The 25202-nt window shown below is 68.1% G+C and carries 24 protein-coding genes and 1 pseudogene; 15 read left to right on the forward strand and 10 right to left on the reverse strand.

Features of this window, described 5'->3' with window-relative positions:
• Positions 1-23 precede the first annotated feature (23 nt).
• A pseudogene (locus ACFU5V_RS13955) lies at positions 24-361 on the reverse strand (winged helix-turn-helix transcriptional regulator).
• Between ACFU5V_RS13955 and ACFU5V_RS13960 the strand changes: the two are divergent.
• Positions 352-963 carry a malonic semialdehyde reductase gene (locus ACFU5V_RS13960; RefSeq protein WP_378700172.1) on the forward strand — a complete coding sequence of 204 codons (612 nt, stop codon included), beginning with the start codon at positions 352-354 and terminating at the stop codon, positions 961-963. The pseudogene ACFU5V_RS13955 and the gene ACFU5V_RS13960 sit on opposite strands and share 10 nt — an antisense overlap.
• Positions 964-970: 7 nt before the next feature.
• Here ACFU5V_RS13960 and ACFU5V_RS13965 read toward each other — a convergent pair whose 3' ends face one another.
• Positions 971-1261, reverse strand: coding sequence for a hypothetical protein (locus ACFU5V_RS13965; RefSeq protein WP_378699952.1), 291 nt, complete (start codon positions 1259-1261; stop codon positions 971-973).
• A 225-nt stretch (positions 1262-1486) separates the two neighbouring features.
• Between ACFU5V_RS13965 and ACFU5V_RS13970 the strand changes: the two genes are divergently transcribed.
• A complete protein-coding gene (locus tag ACFU5V_RS13970) occupies positions 1487-1972 on the forward strand; it encodes a polyketide cyclase (protein WP_378699954.1) in 486 nt (161 codons plus the stop codon).
• A gap of 51 nt (positions 1973-2023) precedes the next feature.
• Positions 2024-2506: a carboxymuconolactone decarboxylase family protein gene (locus ACFU5V_RS13975; RefSeq protein WP_378699956.1), complete on the forward strand. Its 483-nt coding sequence runs from the start codon at positions 2024-2026 to the stop codon at positions 2504-2506.
• Between the two features lie 12 nt (positions 2507-2518).
• Here the strand turns inward: ACFU5V_RS13975 and ACFU5V_RS13980 are convergent, their stop codons facing one another.
• The 5 genes from ACFU5V_RS13980 to ACFU5V_RS14000 all read right to left on the reverse strand — a co-directional run bounded on the left by ACFU5V_RS13980 (position 2519) and on the right by ACFU5V_RS14000 (position 8740).
• Positions 2519-3412: a LysR substrate-binding domain-containing protein gene (locus tag ACFU5V_RS13980; protein ID WP_276142592.1), complete on the reverse strand. Its 894-nt coding sequence runs from the start codon at positions 3410-3412 to the stop codon at positions 2519-2521.
• Positions 3413-3504: 92 nt separating this feature from the next.
• On the reverse strand, positions 3505-4776 hold the full coding sequence (locus ACFU5V_RS13985; RefSeq protein WP_378699958.1) for a glucarate dehydratase family protein: 1272 nt from the start codon (positions 4774-4776) through the stop codon (positions 3505-3507).
• Positions 4776-5711 (reverse strand): 5-dehydro-4-deoxyglucarate dehydratase, encoded by a 936-nt coding sequence (locus tag ACFU5V_RS13990; protein ID WP_378699960.1) that lies wholly within the window; start codon positions 5709-5711, stop codon positions 4776-4778. Before ACFU5V_RS13990 ends, ACFU5V_RS13985 begins: the two co-directional genes overlap by 1 nt.
• 25 nt (positions 5712-5736) lie before the next feature.
• Positions 5737-7332, reverse strand: a complete 1596-nt coding sequence (locus ACFU5V_RS13995) for an aldehyde dehydrogenase (NADP(+)) (protein ID WP_378699962.1) — start codon at positions 7330-7332, stop codon at positions 5737-5739.
• 49 nt (positions 7333-7381) lie between these two features.
• Entirely contained in the window at positions 7382-8740 is a 1359-nt protein-coding gene (locus tag ACFU5V_RS14000) for an MFS transporter (RefSeq protein ID WP_378699964.1), read from the reverse strand.
• Positions 8741-9028: 288 nt separating this feature from the next.
• On the opposite strand from ACFU5V_RS14000, the gene ACFU5V_RS14005 reads away from it, so the two are divergent.
• Positions 9029-9853 carry a class II glutamine amidotransferase gene (locus tag ACFU5V_RS14005; RefSeq protein ID WP_378432462.1) on the forward strand — a complete coding sequence of 275 codons (825 nt, stop codon included), beginning with the start codon at positions 9029-9031 and terminating at the stop codon, positions 9851-9853.
• On the opposite strand, the gene ACFU5V_RS14010 is transcribed toward ACFU5V_RS14005, so the two are convergent.
• Entirely contained in the window at positions 9829-10839 is a 1011-nt protein-coding gene (locus ACFU5V_RS14010) for an AraC family transcriptional regulator (protein WP_378699965.1), read from the reverse strand. The two genes, ACFU5V_RS14005 and ACFU5V_RS14010, sit on opposite strands and share 25 nt — an antisense overlap.
• 221 nt (positions 10840-11060) lie before the next feature.
• On the opposite strand from ACFU5V_RS14010, the gene ACFU5V_RS14015 reads away from it, so the two are divergent.
• The 10 genes from ACFU5V_RS14015 (at position 11061) to ACFU5V_RS14060 (ending at position 22465) form a co-directional block, all read left to right on the forward strand.
• On the forward strand, positions 11061-12035 hold the full coding sequence (locus tag ACFU5V_RS14015) for a quinone oxidoreductase family protein (protein WP_378432459.1): 975 nt from the start codon (positions 11061-11063) through the stop codon (positions 12033-12035).
• A 35-nt stretch (positions 12036-12070) separates the two neighbouring features.
• Positions 12071-12985, forward strand: a complete 915-nt coding sequence (locus ACFU5V_RS14020; protein ID WP_378432457.1) for a TauD/TfdA dioxygenase family protein — start codon at positions 12071-12073, stop codon at positions 12983-12985.
• Positions 12986-13036: 51 nt separating this feature from the next.
• Entirely contained in the window at positions 13037-14089 is a 1053-nt protein-coding gene (locus tag ACFU5V_RS14025) for a 3-keto-5-aminohexanoate cleavage protein (protein ID WP_072943797.1), read from the forward strand.
• Between the two features lie 124 nt (positions 14090-14213).
• Positions 14214-15521, forward strand: a complete 1308-nt coding sequence (locus tag ACFU5V_RS14030) for an MFS transporter (RefSeq protein ID WP_378432456.1) — start codon at positions 14214-14216, stop codon at positions 15519-15521.
• A gap of 16 nt (positions 15522-15537) precedes the next feature.
• A complete protein-coding gene (locus ACFU5V_RS14035; protein ID WP_378699967.1) occupies positions 15538-16131 on the forward strand; it encodes an RBBP9/YdeN family alpha/beta hydrolase in 594 nt (197 codons plus the stop codon).
• A 67-nt stretch (positions 16132-16198) separates the two neighbouring features.
• On the forward strand, positions 16199-17767 hold the full coding sequence (locus tag ACFU5V_RS14040; protein WP_378699969.1) for a long-chain fatty acid--CoA ligase: 1569 nt from the start codon (positions 16199-16201) through the stop codon (positions 17765-17767).
• The gene (locus ACFU5V_RS14045) at positions 17764-19461 is read left to right on the forward strand and encodes a PHA/PHB synthase family protein (protein ID WP_378432452.1); all 1698 of its coding nucleotides are present in this window, start codon (positions 17764-17766) and stop codon (positions 19459-19461) included. The genes ACFU5V_RS14040 and ACFU5V_RS14045 overlap by 4 nt, the downstream gene beginning before the upstream one ends.
• A gap of 40 nt (positions 19462-19501) precedes the next feature.
• On the forward strand, positions 19502-19954 hold the full coding sequence (locus ACFU5V_RS14050) for a MaoC family dehydratase (RefSeq protein WP_378432451.1): 453 nt from the start codon (positions 19502-19504) through the stop codon (positions 19952-19954).
• On the forward strand, positions 19951-20799 hold the full coding sequence (gene phaZ / locus ACFU5V_RS14055; RefSeq protein ID WP_378432449.1) for a poly(3-hydroxyalkanoate) depolymerase: 849 nt from the start codon (positions 19951-19953) through the stop codon (positions 20797-20799). Before ACFU5V_RS14050 ends, phaZ begins: the two co-directional genes overlap by 4 nt.
• A gap of 85 nt (positions 20800-20884) precedes the next feature.
• Complete coding sequence (locus ACFU5V_RS14060; protein ID WP_378699975.1) at positions 20885-22465, forward strand: MFS transporter; 1581 nt, start codon at positions 20885-20887, stop codon at positions 22463-22465.
• Positions 22466-22472: 7 nt separating this feature from the next.
• Here ACFU5V_RS14060 and ACFU5V_RS14065 read toward each other — a convergent pair whose 3' ends face one another.
• Both ACFU5V_RS14065 and ACFU5V_RS14070 read right to left on the reverse strand, forming a co-directional pair.
• Entirely contained in the window at positions 22473-24164 is a 1692-nt protein-coding gene (locus ACFU5V_RS14065) for an alpha/beta hydrolase (protein WP_378432448.1), read from the reverse strand.
• Positions 24165-24226: 62 nt separating this feature from the next.
• Positions 24227-24634: a hypothetical protein gene (locus tag ACFU5V_RS14070; RefSeq protein ID WP_378432447.1), complete on the reverse strand. Its 408-nt coding sequence runs from the start codon at positions 24632-24634 to the stop codon at positions 24227-24229.
• Between the two features lie 164 nt (positions 24635-24798).
• On the opposite strand from ACFU5V_RS14070, the gene ACFU5V_RS14075 reads away from it, so the two are divergent.
• Positions 24799-25197: a hypothetical protein gene (locus tag ACFU5V_RS14075; RefSeq protein ID WP_378699977.1), complete on the forward strand. Its 399-nt coding sequence runs from the start codon at positions 24799-24801 to the stop codon at positions 25195-25197.
• Positions 25198-25202 lie beyond the last annotated feature (5 nt).

A 25202-nucleotide genomic window follows, 5' to 3' on the forward strand; every position in this document is an offset into this window, starting at 1 on the left:
CAGGTCCACACCGGACGTGCCGGTCACCGCACCGTGAGATGCGTCCTCGCCCACGCCGCCAGTTCGTCGAGGACCGGCATCAGTGACTGGCCGGCCTCGGTCAGCTGATACGTGACCGACACGGGCGGTCCCTCGCAGACTTCCCGCGTCACCAGACCGGCCCCGGCCAGTTCGACGAGACGGTCGGAGAGCACCGAATCGCTGATGCTCCCGACCGATCGGCGCAGCCCGGAGAACGTCGCCGGGCCCGACATCAGCGTCGCCAGGATGACGCCGTTCCAACGCTTGCCCAGGAACGTGAACGCCCTGGCAGCGCGCCGTCGCACGCGCGCGGATCGTGGTGTTCGACGCCTGAGCTCAGACGTACAGACGCGACCGGAGCTGGACGAGGCGGGTCGCGCCCTGCTGTTCAGCGAGGCACGCACGGCCAACAGTTTCGCGCCCACCCCGGTGACCGACGAGCAGCTCGCCCAGATCTGGGACCTCGCGAAGTGGGCACCGACCGCGGCGAACACCCAGCCCCTGCGGATCGTTTTCGCCCGGACCGACGAGGGTCGCGCGCGACTGCTGCCGCACATGAGCGAGGGCAACAAGGCGAAGACCGAGTCGGCGCCCGCGGTCGCCATCCTGGCCGTCGACACCCAGTTCCACGACCACATCCCGGCGTTGCTGCCGTTCCGGCCCGAGTTGCGCGACGTCTTCGAAGGCGACGCGAAGATGCGCGAGCGAACGGGCGATTTCAACGGCGCCCTCCAGGCCGGTTACTTCATCCTCGCCGTCCGATCACTGGGCCTGGCCGCAGGCCCGATGGCCGGCTTCGACGCCGCCGGAATCGACGCCGAGTTCTTCCCCGAGGGCCGCTTCCGTTCCATTCTCGTCGTCAACATCGGCCATCCGGGGGAGAACCCGTGGTTCGATCGGCTCCCCCGCCTGGACCCGGCCGACACCGTGTCCTGGGTCTGACTACTCGCTACTCGTCGGAACTCTCACGACGGTGCGTGCCGCGCCGACCGGATCGGGGGCTGGGGTCGACGGTCACCTCGTCCGTGTCGGCGAAGACGAGGCGCCCGTCGTCGAGTGCGATCGCCCACCGATGCGCCGGCGCCCACTCGTGCCCGGTTCCACCCGGCTCGGTGAGTGCCGCGTAGTCCTCGAGGACCTCACCGGTCGCGGCGGCCTCGGCCTTCCTGCGGACCAGCACCCGCGTGCCGACGGTCAACTCGGGGGCGGGCCCCGACCTGTCATCGCTTGTGTCGGCCATCGTGCACCTCTTCGTTCGGCGAACCTGGTCAGGAGCATAGGCACCTACGAGCCCCGGGGCGACCCGAGCCGCATATTTCGGGTGCAGGTGTTACTCACGCCTACAGGCACTTTGGCCGTGAAATGGATGCGGACCGGTGAATTTCGCGCCGCCGGGCAGTCAACATGGAGTGAACGGCCCCTTCCGCACCTGTGGGAGACCGAGGCGACGAGGAGCGTGCCCACCGTGGACCAGGAGAATGTGAGCGCCACCCTGACCGTCGCCGTGCCCGCCCCCACGGTGTTCGCGGTGCTGGCCGACCCGGGAACCCATTGCGCGATCGACGGCACCGGGTGGGTGCAGGACGCCGCCGACCGGGCGCCGCTCACCGAGGTGGGGCAGATCTTCCGGATGGACATGTACCACCCCGACCATCCGAACGGGAACTACCGCGTGGCCAACCAGATCCAGGTTCTCGACCCACCGCGCGCCATCGCCTGGCGCACCGGCGAAGAGAAGGAGGACGGTCACCTCGAGTTCGGCGGCTGGAGCTGGCGCTACGACCTCGTGCCGCTCGGCCCGTCCGAAACCGAGATCACGCTCACCTACGACTGGTCGCCGGTACCGCAGCGCATCCGGGAGTACCTCCACTTCCCGCCGTTCGGTCCCGAGCATCTCGTCAACTCGCTACGGCACCTGGCCAGGCTTGCCGCGCCGACTTCCACAACATAGAACACGTGTCAGATCTATCGCCCGCGACGGCTCCCGCTGTAGCATTCGGGAATGAGTCGAGTAGGTAGCTACAGTGACGATGACGTGGCAGGTTGGCTGTCGATCTCGCCCGAACTGGGTGGTGCGCTCGGCACCTTCACGGATGCGGTCTACAACCGGAACCGGTTACCGTTACGGGTGCGGGAGATCGCACGAATGGCGGTCGCGGAGGCCAACGAGTGCGCTGTGTGCCTCGGCACCCGCGACCGCAGCGGCGCCGACGCGGGCATCGACGAGCACTTCTACGATCACGTCCTCGAGTGGGAGTCGTGGCCCGGGTACAGCGCGGAGGAGCGGACGGCGGCGGAGTTCGCGCACCGGTTCGCCACCGATCACACGGCGCTGCGCGAGGACGAGGACTTCTGGGCGCGGTGTCACGAGCATTTCACCGACGAGATCCTGACCGACCTGGCGTTGTCGTGCGCGTTGTGGCTGGGCACGGGCCGGGTGCTGCGGGTGCTCGACATCGGGCAGACGTGCAAGCTCACGCTCTGAGCGTGCCGGTGCTCATTCCCATTCCCGCTGCGGCAGGACATCCTCCATGAGCCTGCGCAACGCGGGGTTCCGGCTGTCCGAGCGCCAGGCGGCGTTCATCTGGACGGGCCGGTCGCGGATCGCGGAGACGGGCCGGAACACGACCCCTTCCGGGTGCATCGTCTGCGCGGATTCCGGGACGAGGGCCAGGCCCAGCCCGGACCGGACGAGCACCAGCATGGTGTGCACCTGCGTGACGTACTGGACGTAACGCGGGGAGGCCCCGACGATCGTGAACGTGCTGATGAGCAGTTCGTGGAAATACCGCGCATCGACCGGCGAATACATGACGACGGGCTGGTCGTCGAAATCCTCCACCGCCAACTGGTCGGCGTCGGCGAGGGGGTGACCCGCGGGCAGCGCGGCGACGAGCCGTTCGTGGTGGATGGGGCGGGTGTCGATGCCGGGGCGGGTGAGGATGGGGCGGATCAGTCCGAGATCCAGTTCACCGCTGATCAGCGATTCGATCTGCACCGACGTGACCATCTCCCGCAGAACGAGTTTCACGTCCGGTAGCCGGTCGCGTGCGGCCTCGAGCAACCTCGGCAGCACCGCGTGCGCGGACGCGCCGGTGAACCCCACGACGACGGTGCCGAGATCGCCGGCAGGCACCCGCCGCACCGTCAGGGCGGCACTCTCCGACAGACTCAGAATGCGCCGGGCGTCGGGCAGGAACGCCGCCCCGGCTGCGGTGAGGGTGACGGACCGGCTGGTGCGGTCGATCAACTGCACCCCGAGTTCGCTTTCGAGCTGCTGGATCTGACGGCTCAGCGGCGGCTGCGTCATGTGGAGGCGCTCCGCGGCGCGACCGAAATGCAGTTCCTCCGCGACGGCGATGAAACACGACAGCCGTGCGAGGGAGAACATTCGATCCACTCCTTTGCCTCGAGGTGGAACTCAATCTAGCCCACGTTGAAGGCGCCGACCGCGTGGGCGGTCGGCGCCTTCCGGTGCTACTGCTACCAGCGAGGGCAGGTGTTCTCGAACGTGGGATCCACCGACTTCATGTACCCCGTGTCGTCGCGGTCGCGCACCCCGCAGTCGAGGTACTGCTGGTGCAGGGCGGCGAGGGCGTCCTCGTCGATCTCGACACCGAGACCCGGCGTCGTCGGCACCGCGACCGCGCCGTCGACGAACGTCAGGACACCCGGCTTGACGACGTCCTCGGTCTTCCACGGCCAGTGCGTGTCACACGCGTACGTGAGGTTCGGGGTGGCGCCGGCGAGATGCACCATCGCGGCCAGGCTGATGCCCAGATGCGAATTCGAGTGCATCGACAGGCCCAGGCCGAAGTTGTCGCAGATCCCGGCGAGCAGCCGCGACCGCTGCAGGCCACCCCAGTAGTGGTGATCCGACAGCACGACCTGCACCGAATCCTTCAGCACCGCAGGCTTGAGCTGATCGAACGCGACGACGCACATGTTCGTGGCCAGCGGCATCTTCGCCTCACGTGCCACCTCGGCCATACCGTCGAGACCGGGTGTGGGGTCCTCGAGGTATTCGACGATCCCGTCGAGTTCCGACGCCACCCTGATCGACGTGTCGACGGTCCACGCGGCATTGGGGTCGAGGCGCAGCGGCAGGTCGGGGAACGCGGCGCGCAGCGCCTTGATGCCGGCGATCTCCTCGTCCGGGGAGAACACGCCGCCCTTGACCTTGATGGCCTCGAAGCCGTACTCGCCGATCATCTTCTGCGCCTGGCGGACCAGACCGTCGGGGTCGATCGCCTCGCCCCATTCGTCGGGCTCGGCGCCGGGGTGCCCGGCCCACTTGTAGAACAGATACGCACTGAACGGGACGGCGTCGCGCACCTTGCCGCCGAGAAGATCGGACACCGGCCGGCCGAGCGCCTTGCCCTGCACGTCGAGGCACGCCACCTCGAACGGGGAGAACACGCGGTCGGTGGTGCTGGCCGTGGTGATCATGCCCGCGACGCCGTCGCCGCCCGTGACGGTCAGCGTGGCGATCTTCGCGTCGATCGCCGCGCGGATCGCGTTGAGCGCGAACACGTCCAGACCGACGATCGCCTCGGCGGCCGCCTCGAGCCGGAGCAGGTGGGCCGTGTCGGCGTAGGTTTCACCGAGTCCGACGAGACCGCCGTCCGTGTCGAGCTGGATGATCGCGCGCAGCGCGTAGGGCTGATGCACGCCGACGGTGTTGAGGAGCGGCGGGTCGACGAACGCGACGGGCGTGATCCGCGCGCCGGTGATCCGGATCGGTGCGGTAGTCATCAGACCGCCGCCTGCACGGCGAGAGCGTTCGCGAGAACGGCGCGGCCTGCCGCGGTGATCCGAGTGAGCTCACGCACGTGCACGTCGCTCGTGGGGACGAGCGGCGGCCGCACGGGCCCGGCGTCGATACCTTCCATCGCGACACCCGACTTGATCAGCGACACCGCGTATCCGGGCACCTGGTCGCGCAGGCGCACCAGGGGGTGGAAGAAGTCGCGGAGCAGTGCGTCGGTGAGTTCCTGGTTGCCGGATTCGAGTGCGTCGTAGAAGCCGAGCGCGAGTTCCGGCGCGAAGGCGAACGTGGCGGACGAGTACAGCGTGACACCGATCGCGCGGTACGCCTGCTGGGTGACCTCGGCGGTGGGCATGCCGTTGAAGAACAGGAACTGCTTGCCGGACGGGGCGAGCGCGTCCTTCACCGCACGGACGATGCGGCCCACCTTGTCGAGGTCACCGGTGCCGTCCTTGAAACCGACGACGGTCGGGAACTGCGCGACCTCCACGGCTGCCGCCTCGTCGAATCGGGCGTTGCCGCGGTTGTAGACGACGAGCGGCAGGTCGGTGGTCTCGGCGACCGCGCGGGTGTACTCCACCAGTCCGGCCTGCGGCATCGTCACCAGGTACGGCGGGAGCAGCAGGATGCCGTCGGCGCCGTTGGCCTTCGCGCTGGCGGCGAACTCCTTGGCCTGCTGCACGGAACCGCCTGCGCCGGCGAAGACGGGGACCCGTCCGGCGACGACCTCCGTCGCCTTGGCGACGATCTTGCCGAACTCCTCCAGCCCGAGGGCATGGAATTCGCCTGTGCCGCAGGCGATGAAGACGCCTCCGGGGCCGGCGTCGACACCCTTGGCGACGTGCTCGGCGAGCCGGTCGTAGTCGACGTCGCCGGAAGCTGTGAACGGGGTGACGGGGAAGAACAGGACGCCGTCGAGCATGGGGAACTCCTTCACGAGGGAAAAATCAGGCTTGGGTGAGTCGGCCGTCGATGCGACGCCACAACTGGTCGGGGTTGCCGTCGGCGATGGCGGCAGGGAGCAGCGAGCTCGGAACATCTTGGTAGGCAACGGGTCGCAGGAATCGTTCGATCGCCAGCGAACCCACGGACGTGGTGCGCGAGTCGGACGTCGCGGGGTGCGGGCCACCGTGCACCATCGCGTGCCCGACCTCGACCCCGGTGGGCCAGCCGTTGAACAGGATTCGCCCGGCCTTGAGCTCGAGGACGGGCAGCAGGCGGCCTGCCTCGTCGAGATCGGCGTCGTCGACGTGGACGGTCGCGGTCAGCTGGCCTTCCAGCTTCGCCGCCACGGCGCGCACCTGCTCGGCGTCGCGGCACCGGACGATCAGACTGGACGAGCCGAACACCTCCTGCTGCAACACCTCCGACCCCAGGAACGTGTCGGCGTCGGCGCTGAACAGCGCTGCCCGGCCGGTGTTCGGTGCGTCGGATTCGGTGCCGCGGGCCTCCACGGTCGCGGCGCCGCTGAGCGCGGTGACGCCGTCGGCGTAGCAGCCGGCGATGTTCGGGGTGAGCATCGGGGTGGGCGTGCTCTCGGCGACCGCAGCGCGTGCGGACTCGACGAACGAGGTGAGGCCGGGACCGTCGACCGCGATGACGAGACCGGGGTTGGTGCAGAACTGCCCGGAACCGAGGGTCAGCGACCCGACGAAGGCGCGACCGAGTTCGGCGCCGCGGGTGGTGAGCGCGTTCTCGAGGAGGAACACCGGGTTGATCGAACTCATCTCCGCGTACACCGGGATCGGTTCCGGGCGACCTGCGGCGGCTGCGACCAGAGCGGTTCCGCCGGAACGGGATCCGGTGAAGCCGACGGCCTTGATGCGCGGATCCGTGACCAGCGCGGTGCCGAGCCCGCGGCCCGAACCGAACAGCAGGGAGAACGTCCCCGCAGGCATGCCGGTGCTCGCGACGGCGTCGGCGATGGCGCGTCCGACGAGTTCGGACGTGCCGGGGTGCGCGTCGTGGGCCTTCACGACGACGGGGCAGCCGGCCGCCAGTGCCGAAGCGGTGTCGCCGCCGGCGACGGAGAACGCGAGGGGGAAGTTGCTGGCGCCGAACACCGCGACCGGTCCGAGCGGGACCTTCCGCTGGCGGATGTCGGCACGCGGCAACGGCGTGCGGTCGGGCAGCGCCGGATCGATGCGGGCACCGTTCCAGCCGCCGTCGCGCAGGACGCCGGCGAACAGCCGCAGCTGCCCGGAGGTGCGCCCGACCTCGCCGGTCACGCGGCCCTGGGGGAGTCCGGATTCGGCGCACACCCGGGCGATCAGCGTCTCGCCGAGCGCCTCGATGTTGTCGGCGATCGTCTCGAGGAACCGGGCGCGCTCCTCCGACGTCGTGGCGCGGTACGGCCCGAACGCCTCGGCGGCGGCGGCGCAGGCGGCGTCGACGTCCCGGTCGTCACCGTGCGCGAAGCCGGGCTCGAGCTGGTGGCCGGTGGCGGGGTCGATGCCGTGGATGGTCGTGCCGGAACCCTGCACGGGGTTGCCCGCGATGATCATCTGTCCGGTCACGTCGGTCCGGTTCACCGTTGCTGTCATGATGCGATCCTCGAATTCTCGTCTGCGTTTCGTATGGTCCGGTGACGGGTCATTTGGTGGCCAGGGTGTCGTCGGACGCCACCTCTGCGACGTTCGCGACGTCGTCGATGTCTTCCTTGTCGCGCCGGAAGTACGTCACCGCCGCGGCGGCGGCCAGGGCGAACAGCGACAGCACGATCAGGCCCATCGTCACCGTGCCGGTCTGCTCCTTGATGACACCGAAGCCGAACGGGGCCACGAAGCCACCGAGATTGCCGAGCGAGTTGATGATCGCGATCGCCGGTGCCAGCACCATCGGGTGCAGCGTGCGCTGCGGAATCGACCAGAACAGCGGGCTCGCGCTCTTGAAGCCCATCGTCGCGAGGCACAGCAGCGGCAGGGCCAGCCAGGGCGTGACGAACGCGGCGGCCATCGTGCCGATACCGCCGATGAGCAGCGCGGCGACGAGGTAGGGCTTGTGCCGTCCGGTGCGGTCGGCCGAGCGGTTGGAGAAGTACATCGCGAAGATCGCGCAGATCCACGGAAGTGAGGACAGCAACCCGACGGTGATGTCGGTGGTGCCCGGGATGCGGCGGATGATCGACGGCAGCCAGAACGTGTTGGCGTAGATCGCCATGGTGATCGCGAAGAAGATGCCGCAGCACACCAGGATCCGCGGCTGCAGGAGCAGCTTCCAGCGCGAGCCCGACTCGCCGCGCTTCGCGGACGCCTCGCTGCGCAGCACGTCCTCCTCGGCGATGACGGCCTGCAGGTCGTGCTTCTCCGGGCCGGTCAGCCACTTCGCGTCGTCGATCTTCGAGTCGAGCAGGCGGTAAGCGATGAGCCCGACGACCACCGACAGCAGGCCCTCCAGGGCGAACATCCACTGCCAGCCGTGGTGCCCGCCGAGTCCGTCGAGGGACAGCAGCGGTCCGGACATCGGTCCCGAGATGGCGGCCGCGATCGAGGAACCGGCGATGAACAGGGCGGTGGCGCGGCTGCGGTGGTTGTTCGGCAGCCAGCGGGTGAAGTAGAAGATGATGGCCGGGAAGAAGCCGGCCTCGGCGACACCGAGCAGGAAGCGCAGGGCGTAGAACATCTCGGGGCCGTTGACGAACGCCATGGCCGCGGACACCAGGCCCCACGAGATCATGATGCGGGTCAGCCACACCTTGGCGCCGAACTTCTCCATCAGCACGTTCGACGGCAGTTCGAAGATCGCGTAGGCGATGAAGAAGACACCCGCGCCGAATCCGTACGCCGCGGCGCCGATGCCCACATCCGCTTCGAGGTGGGTCTGGGCATAGCCGATGTTCGAGCGATTGAGCTGGTTACAGATCAACATCACGATGAACAGCGGCACGACACGACGGAAGATCTTGGAGACCGCGCTGTCGACTGCCGGCGAGACGGCGAGGGGGAGGGTCATCGGTGACTCCTCTCTCTGGATTCGGGGGGTGACGAAGTTGGGGGACTCTGATCACGCCCCGATCCGGAAGCGTGACCTGAGTCATAGGAATCACGCTAGAGGGAGGTTCGATACATGTCCAAGTCAAAGATTCTCGCTATCGATACCGAAGTTGTATCGACTCGGGTGGTGCTGGTTTCCCTACCGTGAGCGCCGGCGAGGGCTGACTCCCGCCCGACGATCCGATCGACGACGAAGCCCGTTTCATCAGCGGACACGACCTGCTTGAATGAGAAGATGTGCAGGTGGATGGCATACTCCGGCGATCCGATCCTCGTCGAGGACCTCCTCTTCCGGCCGGTCCATTCCCTGATCGACCAGAGCCTGCACTCCCGCATGGGTGCGACCACCACGAACGGTGACGGGTTCGGCCTCGGCTGGTACGGGGACGGCCCCACCCCGGCCCTGTTCAAGTGCATCGAACCCGCCTGGAACGAACGCAACCTGCAGGAGATCTCCCGCCAGATCCGGACGCCGCTGTTCTTCGCGCACGTGCGCGCGTCGACGGGAACTCCCGTGCAGCGCAGCAACTGTCACCCCTTCCGGCACGGCAACTGGCTGTGGATGCACAACGGCGCCCTGCGCGGATTCACCGAGATCAAACGCGATCTGGCCCTGGCCGTCGACCCGAGCCTCTACCCGCAGATTGAAGGATCCACCGACTCCGAGACACTGTTCTTCCTCGCGCTGACGTTCGGACTCACCGACGACCCGTTCACCGCCGTCGCCCGCGCCGTCGGGTTCGTCGAGGACGTCGGCGCCCGGCACGGGGTCGAGAACCCGGTGCAGGCGACGATCGCCACCACCGACGGCGTCTCCGTCTGGGTGTTCCGGTACTCGACCGAACAGCAGACGCGGTCCCTGTTCTTCTCCACCGCGATGGACAAGGTGCGCGCGCTGCATCCCGAGGTGGAGGTTCTGCACGAACTGGGCGACGAAACCCGGTTCGTGGTGTCCGAACCGCTACGCGACCTCGAAGGCGCGTGGCAGGAGGTCCCCGAGTCCCATGCCGGGGTCATCCGCCCCGGCGACGACGAGATCCGGCCGTTTCACCCCGTCTCACCCGCCCGCTGAGCTCGCCACCTGCTCGGGCTGACCCCGAACCGGCCTCGGAACCACCGGGAGAAGTTGCTCGGCGCCGAGAACGCCAGCATGTCCGCGATCTCGGTGAGGTTCAGCCGCGGATTCGCGACCATCCGTTCGGCGAGTTCCGTGCGGGTGCCGTCGAGGACGGAGGAGAACGTCTCCCCGCTCTCGGCGAGACGGCGGTGCACGGTTCTCCGGTCGACCCCCAGGCTGCGGGCCACCTGTTCGACGGAGCAGCGGCCGGTGGGAAGCAGAAGTTCGATCAACTCGCGGACCCGGCTCACGATCGTCACGTCGTCCGACGGTTCCCACGACTCGAGCAGTTGCTGGGTGTACGGGCGGAGCAGCGGATCGGACATCTTGTTCGGCGCGTTCAGGTCGCCCGCTTCGAGGACGATTCCCGCGAACTCGTGGTCGAACTTCATCGCGGGCCCGAACAACCGGCGGTGCGTCGCGGCGTCGGCCGGCGCCGGGTGCGGGAAGCAGACGTCGAGCGGTTTCCAGCCGCCGCCGAGGAAGCCCCGCAACAGCCGGTACAGCACCCCGACCGCCAGTTCCACCGACTGCCGGATGTCGGTGGCCTCCCCCACGTCGAGTTCGATTCGCAGGGTCACCAGCCCGCCACGCTCCGACATCCGGGTGCGCAGCGCCTCGTTGTAGGTGTGGTCGTAGCGGGTGAGGACGCGCAGGGCGCTCCGGACGTCGGGTTCCTCGCGGACGACGAGACTGAGCGGTCCGAGGTTGGAGAACTGCCTGCGTTCGGCGAGGCGAACCCCGAAATCCGCGTATCCAGATCTGTCCGCCGACTGCTCGAGCAGTCGCGCGATCGCAGCGGCGGGTATCCAGCGGTCCTGCAGGCCGAGCCCGGACGGGTCGAGGCCGGCGGCGCGCAGCAGCGGTGCCGGCTCGAGTCCGAGTGACCGGCACAGTTCCACGTACCCGTTCAGTGACGCGTACCGCGCGAGGGGTTTCACGTCCCGTCCCTGCCCTGTCCCGACACCTGGCCGTGTCCCGAAATGATAGGCCTCCTGTCCCGTCAGGATAAGCATACTGCCGGATGCGCCCCTACTGTTAGGTGCATCACAAAGAGACGGCGCGGAGAGCCACCCCACGGCACCGGATCACCCCGGCCCGCCCCCGCGAGCAGTTCCGCAGCGGTACCGCGCCGATCATCACGTCGAAGAGGAGAATTACTGTGGCACAGGCTGTTCGGTTCTACGAGCACGGCACACCCGAGGTCATGAAGTGGGAGTCCGTCGAGGTCGGAGAACCCGGCCCGCACGGGGTCCGGATCCGCCACGAGGCGGTCGGCCTGAACTTCGCCGACACCTACTTCCGCACCGGCCTCTACCCGGCCGAACTGCCCGCGGGCATGGGCGTCGAGGGTGCCGGTGTGGTCGAGGCGGTCGGCACCGGAGTGACCCACGTGCAGGTCGGCGACCGCGTCACCTACACGGGAAGTCCGCTCGGCGCCTACAGCACAGAACGCGTCATGCCTGCCGCCCCGCTCATTCCGCTGCCGTCCGCGATCGGCTTCGACACGGCCGCCGCGATGACGATGCGCGGGCTCACGTCGGCCTACCTGCTGCGCCGCATCGCCCCGCTGAAGTCCGGCGACACGGTACTGCTCCACGCGGCCGCCGGTGGCGTCGGACTCATCTTCACCCAGTGGGCGAAGCTGCTGGGCGTCAACGTGATCGGCACGGTCTCCACCGACGAGAAGGCCGCGATCGCCCGCGCTCACGGCTGCGAGCACGTGATCGTCTACACCCGTGAGAACGTCGCCGAACGGGTCCGCGAGATCACCGACGGCGCCGGCGTTCCCGTCGTCTACGACAGCATCGGCCAGTCCACCTTCGAGACTTCGCTCGACTGCCTCTCCCGGCGGGGACTGCTCGTGTGCTTCGGCACGGCGTCGGGACCGATTCCGCCGATCGACGCGATGCAGTTGGCCGTCAAGGGTTCGCTGTTCGTCACCCGGCCCGCGCTCGCCGACTACATCGCGGACCCGGCGGAGCGCGCCGAACTCGCCGGTGAACTGTTCGGCCACGTCGAGGCAGGCCGGATCCGCATCGAGATCAACCAGAGCTACGGGCTCGAGGACGCCGTCCAGGCGCACCGCGACCTCGAATCCGGCACCAGCATCGGCTCCTCGGTGTTCCGGCTCTGAGCCGGGACACCCCTCACCAGGACGGAGACACCAACATGAACGACACCGCACAACTGACGTATTCGCCCGAGCGGAACGCGATCCTCTCCCCCTCCGGTTCGTTCCGGCTGGCGCCGATGACCTGCTCTCTGGGCGCCGAGTTGTTCGACGTGAGCCTCGGTGACGTCTCTCGGGACGACGCCCTGTTCGCCGAACTCCGGGAACTGCTGCTCGAGTACAAGGTTCTGTTCTTCCGCGACCAGGACATGAGCCGCGCCGAGCACGTGGCGCTCGCCGAGCGCTTCGGCCCGCTCGAGGATCATCCCGTCGCCGGCAGCGACCCCGAGTACCCCGGGCTGGTGCGGATCTACAAGGACCTCGACAGCCCGGCCGAGCACTACGAGAACGCCTTCCACTGCGACGCCACCTGGCGCGACAACCCGCCCATGGGGTGCGTGCTCCGCGCCGTCGAGACGCCGCCCGTCGGTGGCGACACCATCTGGGTGAACATGGCGCTGGCCTACGAGAAACTCCCCGACCGGGTGAAGGAGCAGATCGGCGGACTGCGCGCCCGGCACAGCATCGAGGCCTCGTTCGGCGCGGCCCAGACGCCGGAGCAGCGGCACGCCCTGCACGATCGGTTCCCCGACGCCGAACACCCCGTGGTGCGCACGCACCCGGACACGGGCGAAAAGATCCTGTTCGTCAATTCTTTCGCAACCCACTTCGTCAATTACCACACCCCGGACAACATCCGGTACGGCATCGACTACGCGCCCGGCAGCAGCAACCTGCTCAACTACCTGATCAGCCAGGCCTCGATCCCCGAATACCAGGTGCGGTGGCGGTGGACCCCGAACAGTGTTGCGATCTGGGACAACCGGTCCACACAGCACTACGCCGTCCAGGACTACTGGCCCGCCGTCCGCAAGATGGAACGCGCCGGAATCGTCGGCGACCGGCCCTTCTGAATTCTCACGCCCCCCTGGTCATCAGTTCCGATTTCGAAACGGAGAACACCCATGCATTTCCACGACGACGCCCTCTTCCCCGAGAACCAGGAGAAGCTGGTCATCACGTGCGCCCCGTACGGTCCCGAGTGGGAGCCGGACGACTTCCGCGAGGACCTGCCGCTGACGATGGACGAGCACGTCCAGAAGGCGGTGGACTGCTACGAGGCCGGCGCCACCGTGCTGCACATCCACGTCCGCGAACTCGACGGCAAGGGCTCCAAGCGGCTCTCGAAGTTCAACGAACTGCTCGCCGGACTGCGGCAGGCCGTGCCGGAGATGATCCTGCAGGTCGGCGGTTCCATCTCGTTCGCCCCCGAGGGTGAGGGTGCGGACGCGAAGTGGCTCTCCGACGACACCCGGCACATGCTCGCCGACCTCGATCCGGCGCCGGATCAGGTGACGATCGCGATCAACACCTCGCAGATGAACATCATGGAGCTGATGACCGCCGACGACATCGCCGGCACCTCGATGCAGCGGCCCGAGCTGGCCGAGGCGTACCGGGAGATGACGGTCCCGGCCGGTCCGGCGTGGGTGGAGGAGCATCTGCGCCGGCTGCAGGCGGCCGGGATCCAGCCGCATTTCCAGCTGTCGAGCATCCCGCAGCTCGAGACGGTGGAGCGGTTGATCCGGCGTGGGGTGTACACCGGTCCGCTGAATCTGACCTGGGTCGGTATCGGTGGCGGTTTCGACGGCCCGAATCCGTACAACATCATGAATTTCGTGCAGCGGGTGCCGGACGGTGCGTGCCTGACCCTCGAGACGTTGATGCGCAGTGTGCTGCCGGTCAACGCGATGGCGATCGCGATGGGTCTGCATCCGCGGTGCGGGAACGAGGACACGATCTGGGGTCGCAAGGGCGAGAAGATGACGTCGGTCGCGCAGGTCGAGCAGTTGGTCCGGGTGGCCGGGGAGCTGGGCCGGGAGGTGGCCACCGGGAAGGAGGCCCGCGACATCTACCGGATCGGCCAAACCTACGCCGACGCCGACGAGACGCTCGCCAAGCTCGGTTACGCCCCGAACCGCCGTCCCGGCCAGGTCGGCTTCACCCAGCACGCCTGAGTTCCCGCACCCGAGGGGATTTCGTCACGAACGGGGAGGGAGCCGGAGGATTCGCTGCTCCCGCCGAGCACGCCCGGCTCCCTCCCCACACCCTTTACCAATCCTGTCGGCCATAGGAGGCCTCATGGGACCGAACACCACCACCGCCCCGGACACGGTCGGCGCGACCGCTGCGCCGGCCGGACGGTCGCGGGTCTACCCCTGGATCGTCTTCGCCCTCACGTTCGGGCTGCTGCTGTCGGACTACATGTCCCGGCAGGTTCTCAGCGCCGTCTTCCCGCTCCTCAAAACCGAATGGGCGCTGACCGATTCACAGCTGGCCTCGCTCAGCAGCATCGTCGCTCTCATGGTCGGCCTGCTGACCCTCCCGCTGTCGCTGCTTGCCGACCGGTGGGGCCGGGTCAAGAGCCTGCTTCTCATGGCCGTCCTGTGGAGCGCCGCGACGCTGCTCTGTGCGCTCGCCACCAGTTACGAGCAAATGCTCGGCGCACGGTTCCTCGTCGGTGTCGGCGAAGCCGCCTACGGCAGTGTCGGCATCGCGGTGGTGCTCAGCGTGTTCGCCCCGCGCGTGCACTCCGCGCTCAGCGGCGCCTTCATGGGCGGCGGATCGTTCGGTTCCGTGATCGGGGTCGCCCTCGGCGGCGTCATCGCCGTCAACCTCGGCTGGCGCTGGTCGTTCGCCGCGATGGCCGTCTTCGGCCTCATCCTCGTCGCCCTGTTCCGTGCCCTCGTATCCGAGAAGAAACTGACGGACGCCGCCGTCCTCGACGACCCCGCCGACACACCCACCGGTTTCCGAGCACCGCTCTCGAGCCTCTTCTCCACACCCGCCGTCGTGCTGGCGTACATCGGTGGCGGTCTGCAGATGTTCACCGCGGGCGTCCTGCTGGCGTGGCTGCCGAGTTTCTTCAACCGGTCGTACGGCCTCGCCCCCGACAAGGCCGGCGCGATGGCGTCGATCTTCGTCCTCGCCGTCGGTAGCGGCATGGTGGTGTGCGGCATCATCACCGACCGTGTGAGCCGGGACGATCCCACCAAGAAATGGACCACGGCCGTCGTGTACGGCGTGCTCTCGCTCGTGTTCCTCGGAGCCGGTTTCCAGATGCCGTCCGGTTCCACCCAGCTGATCCTGATCGGTATCGGCGCGTTCTTCTCCGCCGGCTCGTCCGGTCCGATCGCCGCGATGGTCGCGAACCTCACCCACTCCTCGGTGCGTGCCTCGGCCTTCGGCACCCTCACACTCGCCAACAACCTTCTCGGACTGGCACTCGGCCCGTTCGTCGTCGGACTGCTCGCCGACCGCTTCGGCCTCGTCACCGCCCTGCAGATCGCGCCCCTGATCTACGTCGTCGCGATCGTCGCCCTGATTCTCGGCAAACGCGCCTACCCGGCCGGACGCCGCAAGCTCGCCGCCCTTACCGCCATCTCTTAGGAAACTGGAGCCGACCGTGACCACCTCCACCGAACCGACCGTGGTGATCGTGCCCGGACTGCGCGATCACGTCGCCGACCACTGGCAGACGTTGCTCGCCGAGCGACTCGACACCGTGCGGACGGTGCCGCCGCTCGAGCGGGACAAGCTCAGTCTCGCCGCGCGGATCGCCGCCCTCGACACCGTTCTCACCGACATCGACGGTCCGGTGGTACTCGTCGCGCACAGCGCGGGCGTGGCGATCACGGTGCACTGGGCCCAGCAGGCGTCCCGTCCCGTTCAGGGTGCGCTGCTGGCCACCCCACCCGACTTCGAGGAGCCGCTGCCCGCGGGCTACCCCACACGCGGGGAGCTCGACGCGAACGGCTGGAATCCCGTCCCCCGGCGCAGGCTCCCGTTCCCCAGCATCGTGGCGGCGAGCACCGACGACCCCCTGGCCCGGTTCCGCCGGGTCGCCGGGATGGCCGAATCGTGGGGCAGCAAGCTCGTCGACCTCGGCGCAGTCGGTCACCTCAACCCGGCCGCCGGCTACGGGTACTGGCCGTACGCCGAAGAGCTGCTCCGCGAACTGATCAACTCGACCGCCGCCACCGCCGCGTCGTTCGCCTAGCGCGACGGCACTGCCGCGTCGTTCGCGTAGCGCGACGACACCGTTCCCCCCGACGAGAAAGTTCACCGTGCTCAACCTCTCCGTACTCCTCGAAGACTCGGCCCGCCGATTCCCCGACCGCGTCGCCCTGGTGCTCGGTGACCAGCGGATGACCTACGCCGACCTCGACGCCCAGTCGAACCGGGTCGCGAACCTGCTGGTGTCGGCCGGCATCGAACCCGGCGACACGATTGCGCTGTCGTGCCCCAACATTCCGCAGTTCCCCGTCGTCTACTACGGCATCCTCAAGGCGGGCGCGGTGGTCGTGCCGCTCAACGTTCTGCTCAAGGATCGCGAGATCGCGTATCACCTCGACGATTCCGATGCCAAGGCCTACTTCTGCTACGAGGGCACCCCCGAACTGCCGATGGGCGAGTACGGACTGTCCGGCTTCGCGCAGAGTCCGCGCTGCCGCGCCCTGTTCCGCATCACCACCGACCCGGCCGCGCCCGCCATGATCGACGGCGTCGGGACGCTCGCCGACGCCCTCGCGCGGCACGACAGCAATTTCGACGCCGTGGTCCGCGAACCCGGGGACACCGCCGTCATCCTGTACACGAGCGGCACCACCGGAAAGCCCAAGGGCGCCGAACTCACCCACGCCAACATGGCGCTGAACGCGCTGACCGCCAACCGGCTGTTCGACAGCACACCCTCGACCCACGACCGCTATCTGGTGACGCTGCCGCTGTTCCACTCGTTCGGCCAGACCGTCACCCTCAACGCAGGCATCTCGGTGGGCGCGACCCTCGTGCTGCTGCCCCGGTTCGAGGCCCGGGCCGCACTCGACCTCATCGAGCGGGAGGACATCACCGTCTTCGCCGGTGTGCCCACCATGTACTGGGGTCTGCTCGGTGCCCTCGACGAACACCCGGCCGACATCGACCGCATCGCACGGAACATGCGCCGCGCCATCTCCGGCGGCGCCGCGCTGCCGGTGGAGATCCTCACCCGGTTCGCCGACCGGTTCGGCGTGCAGATCCTCGAAGGCTACGGGCTGTCCGAGACGTCGCCACTCGCGACGTTCAGCGATCCCGCTCTCGAACCCCGGCCCGGATCGATCGGCGTTCCCGTCTGGGGCATTCAGGCGCGTCTCGTCGACAAGGACTGGAACACCGTCACCGGGACCGATCAGATCGGTGAGATCGCGCTGCGCGGTCACAACATCATGAAGGGCTATTACAACCGCCCCGAGGCCACCGCGGAAGCGCTGCGCGACGGCTGGTTCCGCACCGGCGACCTCGCGCGGGTCGACGAGGACGGCTTCTACTACATCGTCGACCGCGCCAAGGACCTCATCGTGCGCGGCGGTTTCAACGTCTATCCCCGCGAGATCGAGGACGTCCTCATCGGGCACGACGCCGTCTCCTTCGCCGCCGTCGTCGGTGTTCCCGACGACAGCCACGGCGAGGAGGTCAAGGCCTACGTCATCCTCGAACCGGGCGCACAGATCACCCCCGGCGAGCTGATCGCCTGGTCCAAGCAGCAGATGGCGAGCTACAAGTACCCGCGCACCGTCGAATTCGTCGACTCCCTGCCGATGACCGCCACCGGCAAGATCCTCAAACGCGAACTCGGCAGGAGCCCCGCCGCATGACCACGACTGTTGCCCAGGCGACCCCCGACGAGTTGACCGCTCCCCTCGACCTCCTCCTCACCCGCGGAACCCGCGGCGTCGCCGCCCGCATGCTCCCCGACAGTTCCTGGAGCCGGTTCGGCATCAGCCTCGCCGGCAGGCCCCGCACCGTCGCCCTGCGCGGCGGCGCCCTCGTCCGTGAACTCGGTGCGATCGTCGCCGGCACGTCCGACCGGGCTCCCGCCAAGGCGGACAAACGTTTCGGCGATGCCGCGTGGCAGCAGAATCCCGCCCTGCGGCGGGCGATGCAGGCGTATCTCGCCACCTCCCACACCGCCACCGCCCTGCTCGAGGACGCCGACCTGGACTGGCGCGATCACGAACGGATGCGGTTCGTCTTCGACAACCTGGTCGAAGGTCTGTCGCCGACCAACAACCCGTTGCTCAGCCCGCTCGGGTGGAAGGCGATAGTGGACACCGGCGGACTCAGTGCGGTGCGCGGCGTCCGGTCCTTCCTCCGCGACATGCAGTCGAGTCCGCGGGTTCCCGCCATGGTCGAACCCGACGCGTTCGAGGTCGGGGAGCACGTGGCGGCGACGAAGGGCGCCGTGGTCTTCCAGACCCGCACGTTCGAGCTGATCCACTACGCGCCGCAGACGGAGACGGTCCACGCCACACCGCTGCTGATCGTCCCGCCCGTCATCAACAAGTACTACATCCTCGACATCGCACCGGGCCGCAGCCTGATCGAGCACCTCGTGCAGCAGGGACAGCAGGTCTTCGCGATCTCGTGGCGCAACCCCCACGCCCGGCACCGGGACTGGGGTGCCGACACGTACGGTGCCGCGATCGTGGAGGCTCTCGACGCGGTGCAGTGCATCGCCGGAACCACGAGCGCACACGTCCTCGGCACCTGCTCGGGTGGCATTCTCGCCGCCATGGTCGCCGCACACCTCACCGCGATCGGCGAGGGCGACCGCATCGCCGGCCTCACCCTGGCCGTGACCGTTCTCGATCAGACCCGCGCCGGAACGGCGTCGGCCATGATGAGCGAGCGTGCCGCTGCCGCGGCGATCCGGGACTCGGCCGCCAAGGGATTCCTCGACGGTCGCACGCTCGCGGAGATGTTCGCATGGCTGCGTCCCACCGATCTGGTCTGGCGGTACTGGGTCAACAACTACGTGCAGGGCCGGTCTCCGGCCGCGTTCGACGTGCTGTTCTGGAACTCGGACACCACCCGTATGGCAGCGGCACTGCACCGGGACCTCGTGCTGCTCGGCCTGCGCAACGCGCTGACGATCCCCGGTGCCGCCACCATGCTCGGCACGCCCGTCGACCTCGGCACGGTGACCGCGGATTCGTACGTCGTCGGCGGGTCCGCCGACCACCTCTGCCCGTGGCAGTCGACGTACCGCAGCGCTCGCCTCCTCGGCAGCAAGGACTCGCGGTTCGTGCTGTCGTCGAACGGACACATCGCCTCACTCGTGAACCCGCCGGGCAACCCGCGGGCGTCGTACCGGTTCGGTGAACCCGCCTCCGAGACGCCGGACGCGTGGCTCGACACCGCGGAGACCGCGACGGACTCGTGGTGGACCGATTACGCGCACTGGCTCGCCGAACGCAGCGGACCCGACGTCGACGCACCGCACACCCTCGGTGCCCGGCAGTACCCGCCGCTGGCCCCCGCCCCGGGCACCTATGTCCACCACTCCTGACCCGTTCGTCATCGACATTCGTCACCGACAGAGGAACACCATGACCCTGCATCTCACCCATCCCGCCGAACTCGTCGAGTCGGTCGGCCGGACCATCGGAACCACAGGCCCCTACAAGGTCCTGCAAGACCAGGTGAACCTGTTCGCGGAGGCGACCGGCGACTTCCAGTGGATTCACACCGATCCGGATCGCGCCGCCGACGGACCCTTCGGCGGCACGGTCGCCCACGGCTACCTGACGCTGTCGCTGGCGCCGAGCATCCTCGCGGAGGCACTCACCGTGGACGGCGTCGAAGCCGCCCTCAACTACGGACTGAACAAGGTCCGGTTCCCGGCGCCGCTTCCGGTCGGATCCGTCCTGCGCGCCACCGTGGCTCTCACCGCCGCCGAAGAGAAGCCGGCCGGCGTCGAGGCCGTGTTCCGGCTGACCTACGAGATCGACGGCGGCACCCGCCCGGTGTGCGTCGCCGACGTCGTGGTGCTCTACACGTGACGGTGACCGAACTGTTCGGGGGCCGCGACCGATTCGAGGACAGGGTCGTTCCGGTGTGCGGGCTGCGGATCCGGGTGCGGATCCGCGCCGGCACCGGGGTGCCGCTGGTGCTGTGCAACGGCATCGGGGCCGGCCTGGAAGTGCTCGAACCGCTGGTCGCCGCACTGGATCCGGCCGCGACGATCATCAGTTTCGACGTCCCGGGCACCGGAGGTTCGCCTGCCTCCCCGGTTCCGTACGCACTCCCGGCCCTCGCCTGCGGTCTGAGCCGGCTGCTCGACGAGATCGGGGTCGGCACCGTCGACGTCCTCGGGTTGTCGTGGGGCGGAGCGCTGGCCCAGCAGTTCGCGCTGCAGCACCCGCGGCGGTGCCGTCGTCTCGTCCTCGTCGCCACCGGTACCGGCGCCCTCATGATTCCGGGTCACCCGAGGGTGCTCTCGAAGATGTTGACCCCGAAGCGGTTCACCGATCCCGCCTACGCGGCGGCCGTCGCCGGCGACCTGTACGGCGGCGCCGCCCGCCGCGCCGGCGGGGACGTGGCACGGATCTTCGGGAAGCAGCGGCAGTCCGGCTCCCGGGTCGGCTATCTCCACCAACTCCTCGCGGGCGCCCTGTGGACGAGCCTTCCCGTCCTGCCACTGATCCGGCAGCCCACACTCGTCGTGGCGGGCACCGACGACCCGATCATTCCCGTCCTCAACGCGCGCATCATGAACGCACTGCTGCCGCACGCGACGTTGCACATCCACCCCGGCGGGCACATCGACATCGTCACCGACGCATCCGGACTCGCACCGGTCGTCGCCGGGTTCCTCGCACACCCGGAAACGGGTGAATCCACATAGGACGCCCCCTGCACGTGGGAGACTCGGGTCTGGGAATCACCGCTCGGCGCGACACCGCAGTGGCCGGGCAGCTCAGGAGGTGCCCGTGCCCGAAGACCGAACCAACAGCTCGGGTACCAACCTGGAGGGGTCGCAGCGGCTGCTCGCCCTGCTGCTGGCGATGGCGATGTTCGTGCTCGTCGTCGACACCTCACTGATGAACGTGTCGATCTCAGCCGTGGTCCGCGACCTGGGCACGACCGTGAGCGGCGTCCAGGCGGCGATCGCACTCGAGGCACTGGTGTCGGCCGCGTTCATCCTGATCGGCGGTAAGGTCGGCGACCTGATCGGACGTAAACGGGCGTACGTGATGGGTCTGCTCGGGTATGCCGTGGGCGCATCCGCGATGGCGCTCGCGCAGAGCCTGACGGCGATCATCGTGTTCTGGGCGATCCTCGGCGGAATCGGTGCGTCACTGCTGTTGCCCGCCATGCAGTCCCTGATCCACGGCAACTTCGAAGGCGGCGCGCAGAAGAAGGTCTACGCATTGGTCGGCGCGGCCGCAGCGATCGCCGCCGCAGTCGGACCGCTCCTCGGAGGTTTCATCACCACCTTCCTGTCGTGGCGCGTCGCATTCGTGCTCGAGGTCGTCATCATCGCGATCGTGCTGTCCGGGATCCGACTCGTCCGCGACGTGCCGTACACCGGGCCCCGGGGAATCGACACGGTGGGTGCAGGCCTCTCCGTCCTCGGGATGGGCGGCATCGTGCTGGGAATCCTCGTGTGGCAGGAAGGCGGCGAAGCGGTGGCCGCCCTGCTGGTCGTGGGTGCGCTGGCGCTGGCCGGACTGGGGTACTGGCTCGTCCGCCGGAAGCGTCGCGGGGAACCGCCGCTGCTGGACCCCGATCTGTTCCGCTCCACAGTGTTCCGGCTGGGAATCTCACAGCAGATGCTCCAGCAGATAGCGTTGGGCGGCACGATGATCGCCCTGCCGATCTACCTCCAGATGGTGCTCGAGTACAACGCGATGCAGGCGGGACTGTCGCTTGCCCCCCTCTCGCTCAGCATGTTCGGCGTGGCGCTGCTGGCGGGCAAGAAGGCGGGAGATCGCAGTCCGAGCACCATCGTCCGCTGGGGATTCGTCCTCGTCACGATCGGCGTCGCAATCCTGATCCCGATCGTGCCGCGGGCCGAGTTCGGCTGGGCATTGCTGCTCCCGCTGGCGATCGCGGGCTCGGGGCTGGGTTTGCTGGTATCCCAACTCAACAACTACACGCTCGCCCCGATCTCGGAGGAGCACGTCAGCGAGGCGGCAGGCGCGAACTCCGCAGCGGGATCGTTCGGGTTGTCGTTCGGACTGGCGTTCGCCGGCGCCATCATGCTGGCGACACTGTCCATCACGTTCACCGCCATGGCGCAATCGAGCACCGTCCTCCCGCCGGCCGACCAGCAGCACGTGGCGCAGGTACTCGAGGACGACGCCGAGGTCATGAGCAACACCCAACTCGAACAACTCCTCGTCGGCCAGCCACCCGAGATACGAGACGAGGTGGTCCGCATCAACACCGACGCACGGCCACTTGCCCTGCAGGTTGCGCTGCTCGTACCCCTCCTCGCCGGTCTCGCCGGACTGCTCAACTCGTTCCGCATGAGACGAGCACAGGAACTCGCGCCGCCGCAACCGTGACGACGGGTCAGCCGTCCGCCCCCATCTCGGCGAGCACGGTGCGCAATCGCTCGTTGTCCACCGGGGTCCAGCCGTCCGGCGCCAGGATCGCGCTCCACGCATCCGCGATGTCGACGACGTAGGTATGCCCGTGCCCGTCGGGGACGCCCGTCGACACCGCCATGTCCGCCGCAACTTGGAGGAACGTCACGAACGGGAACCATTGCGTGCTGTCCAGGACGTCGTACCCGCGCTCCTCCTTCAGCCAGTCGGGCTCGCTCACCAGCAGTTCCGGCGACCACCAGACGATCGGGTCGGACGCGTGCTGCAGGTACACCATCCGTGGCTTCCCCCACGGGGTGTCGGGGCGGGGCAGATCCTCCGGCGCCCGCGCACCGAAGCGCACGGTCTCGCCCTGCTCGTAGATCGGAAGCCATTCGGGTGAGCCGGGATCCCGGTTGGTCGTCACGTCGGTCCAGATCTCGTTCGCGTTCGGCGGTCCGGTGAACAGAACGCCGTCGGAACGCGCCTCGACGTCGTCGACGCTGCCGAACGCGCTCTCGCCGCCGAAGGAGCCCAGGCTCTCCCCCATCACGACGAGTTTCGGACGGGTCTCCGGTGGCAACTGCTTCCACTTGTCGTACACCGCGTCGAATTGCGCCTCGCCCGCCTGGCGGGCCCGCTCCTTGTCCACGAGGAACGACAGCCAGCTGGGGAGATACGAGTACTGCAACCCGACGATCGCGGTGTCGCCGTTGTACATGTACTCGAGTGAGGAGGCGAGGCTCTCATTGATCCATCCGGTGCCGGTGGTGGTCGCCACGCCGATCACCGCGCGATCGAACCCGCCGGCCCGTTCGAGTTCGTCCGCTGCCAGTTGGGCGCTCTCCCCGATCGAATCGCCACCGCTGGCGAGCCCGGCGTAGGTCCGGATCGGCTCCAGTGCGGGCCGTCCACCGTTGAAGGCGGACAGTTCCTCGACGGTCGGGCCACGCGAGATGAACGACCGGCCCTGCCTTCCCAGCGAATCCCACGTGACCAGTGATTCCGGTCCGCCCGAACGCAGCGGCGTCGTTGGCGGTTCGTCACCGGCCTTGGTCTCCTGGTTGACGGCGGCGAACGAATTGTTCAACCCGGTCATGATCACGCGCACCGCCACCCCGTTGAGGAGTGCGAACAGCAGAGCCACCGTGAGTACGCCGATCACCGTCGCCGAGATCCGCCGCGGCACCACCCGGCTGATCTCGCGTTCGACCGACCGCACCGCCCGCAACAGCAACCGGGAGATCGCAACCAGCAGGACGAAGATCAGCACCGCCACGATCACCGTCACGACGTAGCCCGTCCACGGGAACGATGCGGCGCTCATGAGTGCCCGGAGCTCATCCTGCCAATTCGCGAACCACACCAGCATCGCCGCGGTGCCGACGAGCCCGATCACCAACGCCCCCCGCCGAACCCAGGTCTTCACTCGTGCCGACGGTTCCCGCCGCACGAGATGACGAACCAGAACGGAACCCAGAAATCCGAGGGCGTAGCCGACGGCCGCCGAGACGCCGGTGACCAAGCCCTGGAAGAACGGGCCACGCGGCAGCAGCGTCGGTGTCAACGACAGCCACACGAACAGGACGGCGACGACCAAGCCCCCGAACGCATATCGGTGGGGCAGCCAGCGGCGGCGACGCTCGGGCGGTGATGACGATCCGGGTTCGTCGGTCATCTCATCCTCTCCGTGACGGGGCGGACGCGACGATTCCCTCGTGCCGCGTGTGGAACAACGACCTAGACGCTCTCCTCGTAGCCCGGATGCCACGTCGCCACGGCCCAGATCACGAACACGTCGAGCAGAATGATGACGATCGACCACAACGGGTAGTGGGGCAGCCACAGGAAATTCGCGAGTATCGACAACGCGCAGATCACCATCGCGCCGACGCGGGCCCACGTCGCACCGGTGAACAGCATGACGCCGACGAGCGCGACGATCACGCCGAGCACGAGGTGGATCCACCCCCACGCCGTCGTATCGAACTGGTAGACGTATTCCGGCCCGGCCACGACCAGGTCGTCCTTCATCAGCGCCGAGATACCCGAGAGCACGTGCAGTATTCCGATAGTGAGCAAAACTATCGCTGCCACCATGGACGTGGCCGCGGCGACCCCCTGCTTGACCAACGATTGATCGGACATGAGAATCCCCTTCCCGGATATGCGGTGGGATGCAGACATTGTCGCCGCCGCGACGAGCAAGGTCAACATCTGCCGGAGCGGGCATCTCGCTGACAGCAGGCGATCCCACGGAGGATACTTACAATCGCCAGTTCATTTCGTATGTTGACGAAAGAGGAACGGTCATGTCCGATGAATCGCTGGTCAAACAAGGTGTGGCAAAGGGAACCTCGGTGGGCGGGGCGGTGCTCCTCGTCACCGTCGGCTTGCTCGAGTTCTTCCAGGGAATCTCGGCGATCGCCAAGGACGACGTCATCGTCGTCGGCGTCGAGTACACCTACAAATTCGACGTCACCGCGTGGGGATGGTTCCATCTCGTCTTCGGTGTAATCATCGCCGCCGTCGGCGCCGCACTGTTCACCGGTGCAACCTGGGCCCGGGTCGGCGCCATGGTCCTCTGCGCCGTCTCGATCTTCGTCAATTTCCTGTGGCTGCCGTACTACCCCCTGTGGGCGATCACGATCATCGCGCTGAACGCGGTCGTGATCTGGGCGGTTGCCACCTGGAATCCCGAAACGGTCTGATCGAC

This window comes from Rhodococcus sp. NPDC057529 (assembly GCF_042802055.1).
GTDB lineage: Bacteria > Actinomycetota > Actinomycetes > Mycobacteriales > Mycobacteriaceae > Rhodococcus_F.

Excerpts from the sequence above, each read along its gene's own strand:
- ACFU5V_RS14025 (WP_072943797.1), top strand. The coding sequence starts at position 13,037 with ATGCATTTCCACGACGACGCCCTCTTCCCCGAGAACCAGGAGAAGCTG.
- ACFU5V_RS13980 (WP_276142592.1), bottom strand. The coding sequence starts at position 3,412 with ATGTTCTCCCTCGCACGGCTGTCGTGTTTCATCGCCGTCGCGGAGGAA.
- ACFU5V_RS14075 (WP_378699977.1), top strand. The coding sequence starts at position 24,799 with ATGTCCGATGAATCGCTGGTCAAACAAGGTGTGGCAAAGGGAACCTCG.
- ACFU5V_RS14005 (WP_378432462.1), top strand. The coding sequence starts at position 9,029 with ATGGCATACTCCGGCGATCCGATCCTCGTCGAGGACCTCCTCTTCCGG.
- ACFU5V_RS14030 (WP_378432456.1), top strand. The coding sequence starts at position 14,214 with ATGGGACCGAACACCACCACCGCCCCGGACACGGTCGGCGCGACCGCT.
- ACFU5V_RS13965 (WP_378699952.1), bottom strand. The coding sequence starts at position 1,261 with ATGGCCGACACAAGCGATGACAGGTCGGGGCCCGCCCCCGAGTTGACC.
- ACFU5V_RS14000 (WP_378699964.1), bottom strand. The coding sequence starts at position 8,740 with ATGACCCTCCCCCTCGCCGTCTCGCCGGCAGTCGACAGCGCGGTCTCC.
- ACFU5V_RS14020 (WP_378432457.1), top strand. The coding sequence starts at position 12,071 with ATGAACGACACCGCACAACTGACGTATTCGCCCGAGCGGAACGCGATC.
- ACFU5V_RS13985 (WP_378699958.1), bottom strand. The coding sequence starts at position 4,776 with ATGACTACCGCACCGATCCGGATCACCGGCGCGCGGATCACGCCCGTC.
- ACFU5V_RS13990 (WP_378699960.1), bottom strand. The coding sequence starts at position 5,711 with ATGCTCGACGGCGTCCTGTTCTTCCCCGTCACCCCGTTCACAGCTTCC.
- ACFU5V_RS14050 (WP_378432451.1), top strand. The coding sequence starts at position 19,502 with ATGACCCTGCATCTCACCCATCCCGCCGAACTCGTCGAGTCGGTCGGC.
- ACFU5V_RS13975 (WP_378699956.1), top strand. The coding sequence starts at position 2,024 with ATGAGTCGAGTAGGTAGCTACAGTGACGATGACGTGGCAGGTTGGCTG.
- ACFU5V_RS14070 (WP_378432447.1), bottom strand. The coding sequence starts at position 24,634 with ATGTCCGATCAATCGTTGGTCAAGCAGGGGGTCGCCGCGGCCACGTCC.
- ACFU5V_RS13995 (WP_378699962.1), bottom strand. The coding sequence starts at position 7,332 with ATGACAGCAACGGTGAACCGGACCGACGTGACCGGACAGATGATCATC.
- ACFU5V_RS14045 (WP_378432452.1), top strand. The coding sequence starts at position 17,764 with ATGACCACGACTGTTGCCCAGGCGACCCCCGACGAGTTGACCGCTCCC.
- ACFU5V_RS14065 (WP_378432448.1), bottom strand. The coding sequence starts at position 24,164 with ATGACCGACGAACCCGGATCGTCATCACCGCCCGAGCGTCGCCGCCGC.